The 5,751-nt window shown below is 73.1% G+C and carries 5 protein-coding genes; 3 read left to right on the top strand and 2 right to left on the bottom strand.

Annotated features, from left to right (window positions below):
- Positions 1-11: 11 nt before the first annotated feature.
- Both cysC and ACFWEJ_RS26660 read right to left on the bottom strand, forming a co-directional pair.
- The gene (gene cysC, locus ACFWEJ_RS26665) at positions 12-1,349 is read right to left on the bottom strand and encodes an adenylyl-sulfate kinase (protein WP_377232194.1); all 1,338 of its coding nucleotides are present in this window, start codon (positions 1,347-1,349) and stop codon (positions 12-14) included.
- Positions 1,346-2,341: a sulfite exporter TauE/SafE family protein gene (locus ACFWEJ_RS26660; RefSeq protein ID WP_377232193.1), complete on the bottom strand. Its 996-nt coding sequence runs from the start codon at positions 2,339-2,341 to the stop codon at positions 1,346-1,348. The genes cysC and ACFWEJ_RS26660 overlap by 4 nt, the downstream gene beginning before the upstream one ends.
- Positions 2,342-2,580: 239 nt before the next feature.
- Between ACFWEJ_RS26660 and ACFWEJ_RS26655 the strand changes: the two genes are divergently transcribed.
- From ACFWEJ_RS26655 to cysN, 3 genes are read left to right on the top strand one after another with little or no spacing between them, the layout of a single operon-like run.
- A complete protein-coding gene (locus ACFWEJ_RS26655; RefSeq protein WP_377232192.1) occupies positions 2,581-3,456 on the top strand; it encodes a 3'(2'),5'-bisphosphate nucleotidase CysQ in 876 nt (291 codons plus the stop codon).
- 3 nt (positions 3,457-3,459) lie between these two features.
- Positions 3,460-4,362: a sulfate adenylyltransferase subunit CysD gene (gene cysD / locus ACFWEJ_RS26650; RefSeq protein WP_377232191.1), complete on the top strand. Its 903-nt coding sequence runs from the start codon at positions 3,460-3,462 to the stop codon at positions 4,360-4,362.
- Positions 4,362-5,684 (top strand): sulfate adenylyltransferase subunit CysN, encoded by a 1,323-nt coding sequence (gene cysN / locus ACFWEJ_RS26645; RefSeq protein WP_377232190.1) that lies wholly within the window; start codon positions 4,362-4,364, stop codon positions 5,682-5,684. The genes cysD and cysN overlap by 1 nt, the downstream gene beginning before the upstream one ends.
- Positions 5,685-5,751 lie beyond the last annotated feature (67 nt).

Below are 5,751 nucleotides of genomic sequence, written 5' to 3'. Positions count from 1 at the left end.
CTTTTTGCCGATCAGTCCAGCAGGGTCAGGAGGTGGCGGCGGACCTGCTCCACCGCCTCCGGGACGGGGACGTCGGTGGTGTCGATGACCAGCTCGGCGTCGTCGGGCTCCTCGTAGGGGGAGGAGATGCCCGTGAACTCGGCGATCTCGCCGGCGCGGGCCCGGGCGTAGAAGCCCTTGCGGTCGCGGGCCTCGCACACCTCCAGCGGCGTGCTGACGTGGACCAGGACGAAGTGCGCCCCGGCCTCCTCGGCCATGGCCCGCACCCGCGCCCGTCCGGCGGCGAAGGGCGCGATCGGCGCGGCGACGGCGATGCCGCCGTGCCGGGCGACGAGCGCCGCGACGTAGCCGATGCGCTCCACGTTGGTCTCGCGGGAGGCCCGGTCGAACCCGAGCCCCTTCGACAGGTGCTGGCGCACCTCGTCGCCGTCGAGCAGCGTGGTGCCCAGGCCGTCGTCCTCCAGCTCGCCGGCCAGGGCGCGCGCCACCGTCGACTTGCCCGAACCCGACAGACCCGTGAAGAACACGACGGCGCCGCGGCGGTGGGCCCCGCCCGCGGCGCGGGTCAGCTCTGCCGCCGAGGCGGGCGGGTACAGCGCGCGGACCGCCTCGTCCCGCACGCCGGGCAGGGCCGCCACGCGCTCGGCCGTGGCCGGCGAGCGGTGCGCGGCCAGCCGCTCGACGCGGGCCGCGCCGTAGGCGGCGGCGACGTCGTCCAGGGACGCGCCGCCCCGCCCGGACCACGGCACGACGACGGTGGTCAGCCGCGCGCCGGTGCGCTCGGCCAGCATGCCGGCCAGGCCCTTGGCCGCCCGTACGAGCCCGGGGGCGCCGACGACGCCGGGCCCGGGGGCGCGCCGCGCGACCGGCACGAGCAGCAGCACGGTGCCTGCGTCGCTGCCGGTACCGGAGGCCGTGCCGCCGGAGGCGAGCGCCACCGCGGCTTCCGACTCCTCGCGGGTCGGCACCTCGGTGACGAGCAGGCCGAGGCCGGCGCCCGCGCCGTCGCCGAGGCCCGCCCGCACCTCGCGGGCCGGACGGCGCACGGCGGCGTCCCACTGCGGCCCGATCGCCGCGGCCAGGGGCTTGAGCGGCTCGACCACGGGTGCCTCGCCGGGCCGGGTCGTGAGACGGGCCAGCGGCGTGTTCTCGGCGTCGGTCAGCAGAATGTCGGTCAGCAGGGTGTCGGCGGGCAGGGTGTCGGCCGGCCCGTCGCCGGCCGGCACGGCGTCCGCCGGGCCGGGCCGCAGGGCCGCCACGAGGGCCGACGGCGGGAGCGCGCCGCCGAGGGCGAGCTCGAGGACGTCCAGCTCGTCGTCGGACAGGACGCGGGCGGGGGAGTCGGTCATCGGTGCGGGCTCGTCTCTGCCGGGTCGCCGGCGGTCTCGGGTGCGGGTCGGGGGCCGGGAGCAGGGTCCTCGTCCGACGAGTCTGCTACGGATGCGGGCCGGGCGGCACCGAACCGGCGCCTGACCCAGAACCACAGCAGGTTGCCGAACACCAGGGCCGCCCCGGCCGCGCCCAGCACCACCGGCAGGCTCGCGCCGAGCAGCTTGAGCGCGGACGCGAGCAGCAGGATCGCCAGGGCCCGGCGGATGATGCCGCCCGGCGCGCGGGACGACACGTGGGCGCCGAACCAGGCGCCGGGGATCGCCCCGATGAGCAGCGAGGTGGTCAGCCCGAGCGAGAAGTCGCCGTACAGGATGTGGCCCAGCGACGCCGCCGCCACGAGCGGCACGGCCTGGACCAGGTCGGTGCCCACGAGCTGGGACGCCTTGAGCGCCGGGTAGAGCAGCAGGAGCACCACGATGACCACGGAGCCGGCGCCGACCGACGTCATGCCCACCAGGAGCCCGGCCACGGCGCCGAGGATCGCGGTGGGCACGGGGCGGACCACGAGCTCGCGCGGCGCGGACGCCGGCGTCGGACCCTCGCCGAGCGCCGAGCGGCTGCGCACCATCTGCAGCACGGCGCGCACCACGAGGCCGCCGGACGCGATGAGCAGGGCCACTCCGAGGATCGTCTGGAGCGCGGAGTCGAGCGAGTCGCCGAACGGCAGCGCCTTGATGAGCAGGGCGCCGCAGAACGCGGCGGGCACCGAGCCGATGCACAGCCACAGCACGAGGCGCAGGTGCACCGTCCCGCGCCGCAGGTGCACGATCGCGCCGGCGGGCTTCATGAAGAGGCTGGCGACCACGTCGCTGGACACCGCCACGAGCGGGTCGACGCGGAAGACGAAGATCAGCATCGGCGTCATGAGGGCGCCGCCGCCCATCCCGGTCAGGCCGACCACGAAGCCGACGGCGAGGCCGCCCAGGACCAGGGGGAGATCGATGCTCATCCGGCGCGGACCTGGGACCGGGCGCGGACCGTCGCTTTCCCGATCAAACTCATCGGAATAGTAGTCATTAGCGCTCCCTGCTGCCGGTAGTGATGCTTACTGGTCCACTGGCGCTGGATCGCATGCCGGAATGGTAGCCTCGGCGCGTCCGCCGGACTGCACCTGTGGCACCTTGGCCCCCTGTCGAGCGTCGCGTCAGGACGGCCGGATCTGCCGGAAGCCGTCCACCCTGGAGACCGATGAACGCGCCGTCCCCCACGCTCCCTCCGGCGTCGCTCGACGACGACGCCCTCGCCCGCGCACTCGCCCAGGGAGCGGCAGAGGTGCTGCTCGCGCTCCGCGCGGAGGTCGACGCCGCCGGCGGCTCCTTCGTCGCCAAGGAACTGAAGGACGCGGGCGACGCCGCGGCCCAGGCGTGGCTCGCGGCCGCGCTGACCAACGCCCGGCCCGCCGACGCCGTCCTCTCGGAGGAGGCCAAGGACGACGCCGTCCGCACCGGCGCCGACCGGGTGTGGATCATCGACCCGCTCGACGGCACCCGCGAGTTCGCCGAGCGGCACGCCGACGGGCCCCTGGCCGGGCAGTGGCGGGACGACTTCGCCGTCCACGTCGCGCTCTGGGAGCGGGGCCCGGGCCTCACCTCCGGCGCCGTCGCCCTGCCCGCCCGCGGGCAGGTCCTGACCACCGCCGACGGCGTCGTGCGCGAGGACGACTCCGACGCGGTGCTGGCCGGGGACCGACCGCTGCGGATCGCCGCGAGCCGGAGCCGCCCGCCCGCGTTCGTGGCGGCGCTGGCCGAGCGCGCCGACGTCGAGCTGGTGCCCATGGGCTCCGCCGGGGTCAAGGTGCTGGCGGTCGCCGACGCTACAGTTGACGCTTATGTCCACGGTGGTGGGCAGTACGAGTGGGACTCCGCGGCGCCCGTCGCCGTGGCCGGGTCCCGCGGGCTCGTCTGCACCCGCCTCGACGGATCCGAGCTCCGGTACAACCGGGAGAACCCCTGGCTCCCCGACCTGTTCGTATGCCCCCCGGCCCTGGCTCCGCGCCTGCGTCAGCTGCTCGACTCCGTAGGCGTCGAGTCCGTGGTCGGGGCAGATAGCAAAGAAGGTGCTTGAGGAGTGAAGAGTCACGTCCTGAGCCAGCTGCGCAGCCTGGAGGCCGAGAGCATCCACATCATGCGCGAGGTGGTCGCCGAGATGCAGCGGCCCTGTCTGCTGTTCTCCGGCGGCAAGGACTCCATCGTCATGCTGCACCTCGCGGTCAAGGCGTTCGCCCCGGCGCGCGTCCCGTTCCCGATCATGCACGTCGACACGGGCCTGAACTTCCAGACGGTGCTCGACTGCCGGGACCGCTGGGTGGAGCGCACCGGCGTGCAGCTCGTCGTCGCCTCCGTCCAGGAGGGGATCGACCGCGGCCTCGTGCAGGAGGAGCCCAACGGCTCGCGCAACCGGATCCAGACGCCGGTGCTGCTGGAGGCGGCCGAGAAGCACGGCTTCGACGCCCTGTTCGGCGGCGGCCGCCGCGACGAGGAGAAGGCCCGCGCCAAGGAGCGCGTGTTCTCCTTCCGCGACGACTTCGGCCAGTGGGACCCGAAGAACCAGCGTCCCGAGATCTGGAACCTCTACAACGGCCGCGTGCACCAGGGCGAGTCGATCCGGGTGTTCCCGCTGTCCAACTGGACCGAGCTGGACATCTGGTCCTACATCGAGGCCGAGGACATCGACCTGCCCGACCTCTACCTCGCCAAGGAGCGCGAGGTCGTGGAGCGCAGCGGCATGCTCTATGAGGTCAACGACTTCACGCCGCTCAAGGACGGCGAGAGCGCCCAGGTCCTGTCCACGCGCTACCGCACCGTCGGCGACGCGAACCTCACCGCCTGCGTCGCGTCCGCCGCGACCACCCTGCGCGACGTCGTCGAGGAGGTGGCCGCCGTCCGGCTCACGGAGCGCGGCGCCACCCGCGGCGACGACAAGGTGAGCGAGGCCGCCATGGAAGATCGCAAGAAGGAAGGCTACTTCTGATGACGACGACTCTTCCCGACGCGGGCGAGTCCGCCGGGGCGCCCCACGAGGTCGCGAGCGGCGACCTCCTGCGGTTCGCCACGGCCGGCTCGGTCGACGACGGCAAGTCCACCCTGATCGGCCGGCTGCTGTTCGACAGCAAGTCGATCTTCGCCGACCAGCTCGAGTCGGTGGAGCAGGTCAGCCGGGACCGCGGCAACGACTACGCGGACCTGTCGCTCCTGACGGACGGGCTGCGCGCCGAGCGCGAGCAGGGCATCACCATCGACGTGGCGTACCGCTACTTCGCGACGCCCAAGCGCAAGTTCATCATCGCGGACACCCCCGGCCACATCCAGTACACGCGGAACATGGTCACGGGCGCCTCGACGGCGGACGTGGCGCTCATCCTCGTGGACGCGCGCAAGGGCGTGGTGGAGCAGTCGCGCCGCCACACGTTCCTGGCCACGCTGCTGGGCGTGCCGCACGTGGTGGTCTGCGTGAACAAGATGGACCTCGTGGACTACGACGAGCAGGTCTTCGAGCGGATCCGCGCGGAGTTCACCGAGTTCGCCTCCCGCCTGCGCGTGCCCGACCTGACGTTCATCCCGGTGTCCGCCCTGGCGGGCGACAACGTGGTGACGCGGTCCGAGAACATGCCGTGGTTCGACGGCTCGCCGCTGCTCAGCCACCTCGAGCGGCTGCACGTGGCCTCCGACCGCAACCTGGTCGACGTCCGGTTCCCGGTGCAGTACGTGATCCGGCCCCAGCAGAACGACACGCGCGACTACCGCGGGTACGCGGGCACGGTCGCGTCCGGCGTCATGAAGCCGGGCGACCGGGTGCTGGCCCTGCCCGCTGGGCTGGAGACCACCATCGCGTCCATCGACACGGCCGACGGCCCCGTCGAGGAGGCGTACCCGCCCATGTCGGTGACGGTGCGCCTCGCCGACGAGATCGACATCTCGCGCGGCGACATGATCTGCCGCCCGAACAACGCCCCGACGGTGACGCAGGACGTCGACGCGCAGATCTGCTGGATGGACGAGTCGGCCGCCCTGGTGCAGGGCAAGAAGTACGCGATCAAGCACACCACCCGGTGGGCGCGCGCGATGGTCAAGAACATCAACTACCGCGTCGACGTGAACACGCTGCACCGCGACGAGGAGGCCACGGAGATCAAGCTGAACGAGATCGCGCGCATCCGCCTGCGCGTGACCCAGCCGCTGTTCGTGGACTCCTACCAGGCCAACCGCCAGACGGGTGCGTTCATCCTCGTCGACGAGGCGACCAACAAGACCGTCGCCGCGGGCATGATCGGCGGGGCCGCGCACCAGTACTGAGTCACCTCCGGGTCACCGCCCGGGCGGGGTCCGACCAGCGCTGGGTGCGTCCACCCGGTCCTGATAC

The organism is Promicromonospora sp. NPDC060204 (assembly GCF_042728455.1).
Classification (GTDB): domain Bacteria; phylum Actinomycetota; class Actinomycetes; order Actinomycetales; family Cellulomonadaceae; genus Promicromonospora.
Note: the sequence above shows the minus strand (reverse complement) of the source record. Positions and strands in the feature narration are given on the sequence as shown.

Bases quoted from the DNA above. Each gene is read 5' to 3' on its own strand.
- cysN (WP_377232190.1), top strand. From the start codon at position 4,362: ATGACGACGACTCTTCCCGACGCGGGCGAGTCCGCCGGGGCGCCCCAC.
- ACFWEJ_RS26660 (WP_377232193.1), bottom strand. From the start codon at position 2,341: ATGAGCATCGATCTCCCCCTGGTCCTGGGCGGCCTCGCCGTCGGCTTC.
- ACFWEJ_RS26655 (WP_377232192.1), top strand. From the start codon at position 2,581: ATGAACGCGCCGTCCCCCACGCTCCCTCCGGCGTCGCTCGACGACGAC.
- cysC (WP_377232194.1), bottom strand. From the start codon at position 1,349: ATGACCGACTCCCCCGCCCGCGTCCTGTCCGACGACGAGCTGGACGTC.